Source organism: Streptomyces sp. FH025 (genome assembly GCF_017427025.1).
Taxonomy (GTDB): domain Bacteria; phylum Actinomycetota; class Actinomycetes; order Streptomycetales; family Streptomycetaceae; genus Kitasatospora.
Genome location: NZ_JAFLNG010001106.1, coordinates 1 through 1,574 on the forward strand (window position 1 = coordinate 1; position 1,574 = coordinate 1,574).

At 71.6% G+C, this 1,574-nt stretch carries 2 protein-coding genes; both read right to left on the minus strand.

What is annotated here, in order from left to right:
• A partial coding sequence (locus J0670_RS37710; RefSeq protein WP_207817280.1) for a JmjC domain-containing protein occupies positions 1 to 913 on the minus strand: 913 nt, incomplete at its 3' end.
• Between the two features lie 6 nt (positions 914 to 919).
• A partial coding sequence (locus J0670_RS37715) for a DUF6065 family protein (protein WP_207817281.1) occupies positions 920 to 1,574 on the minus strand: 655 nt, incomplete at its 5' end.

Genomic DNA, 1,574 nt, shown 5'->3' on the forward strand with positions numbered 1-1,574 from the left:
CGGGGGCAGGGTCGGCCGCGGCGATGGCGGTGAGGCGGCCGCGTGCGCCGGGGGTCTGGAGTCCGGCGGCGGTGCGCTGCGCCTGCGCGACCAGCTCCCGCGGCGAGAGGCGTTCCCACAGCAGGCGAAGCAGTTCGGCCATGGTCTCCTCGGTCCGCGGCAGGGCGGCGAACCCGGGCGGCATCGAGCGGCGGAAGGCGACATCCTGCTCGAAGACCCTGCGGATCCCGTCCTGGATGGCGGTGGACCACAGCACCGGCTCGACGGCGATGGTGAGGTGCAGGGAGGTGACGTCCTCGGTGGCCGCCGCGTGGATGGTGCCGCGCGGCAGGTAGAGCAGATCGCCGGCCCGCAGGAGGAGGTGCCGGTCGTACCGGGCGGCCCCCGGGCTGCTCTCCCGGAACATCCGGCCTTCGAAGGGCAGCGGGGTGCGCACGCCGTAGAGGCGCCAGCGTTTGGTGCCGTGGATCTGCGCGACCAGGACGTCGTGCCCGTCGTGGTGCGGAACGAAGCCCTGGGCGTTGCCGCCGGGCGTGAGGTAGGCGTTGGCCCAGACCTTGGCGCCGGCCCACTGGCCGAGGGCCCGGGTGAGCGGTTGCAGGGGCTCCCAGCGGGAGTCGACGTGCTGCACCTGGAGGGTGGCGCCCGCCTCGAAGGCGTCGTAGATGGTGCCCAGGCGGGTACCCGGCTCGACGGGATCCTTGCGTCCGGCGTGGACCACCCGGAGCTGGTGGAAGTCGGGGCCGGACAGCGCGAGCAGCCTGTCGAAGTCGTCGAGAGTGAGCAGCTCCCGGTAGTGGCCGGGCTGTTCGCGCGCCACGTGCAGGGGCTGCTGCTCGCGAAAGTCGCGTTCGAATTCCTCGACGGTGACCGGCGCGAGCAGCCGTGCCAGGTCGAATTCCGGCAGGGGCATGGCTACTTACTCCTTCTCCTCGGCGTTCAGGGCGCGGTCGGTGAACGGTTGGAGGTCCACCTTGCGCCGGTGCTCCGGGAACCGCTCGCCGTGGTGGTTCTCGCCGCGCAGGTAGTGGCGCTGGAACTGCTGTTGGTGCGCCCGGGTGCCCGGGATGAGGCGTTCCTCGCTGAACCGGTCCCGGCTGGCGCTGAAGGCGCGGTAGCCCGCTTCCTCGGGCGATCCGGCCAGTGGAGTGGTCTCGGGCCGGAAACGGGTGAGCTCGTCGCGCCGTTGCGGCACCAAGGCGCACACCGGCTCCCCGGCGCGGAACTCGATCGGGTGGTGCGGCCGGGTGACCTGCCAGTTCATGGTGAAGAACGCGCTGGTCCAGTCGGTCTCGATGAGTCCCGACAGGGCCGTGATCCCGTCCTTGGGCAGATTCGCCGGGCCGCGCACGAGCAGGTCCCAGCCCGGCGGGGTGCGGAAGAGGTAGGGCAGGTGGAAGGTGAGCACGCCGTGCCCGAAGTTGCTGAACGCCGCCCGTCGGGCGTTCTCGTCGGCGTAGCGCACCCGCAGGGCGGGGGCGTGCCGGTTGCCCTCCCATTCGACGGTGAACGTGCTGTTGTTGAGGATCCACCACTCCGACTGGTTGGCCATCATCAGCGGCAGGCAGCGGCGG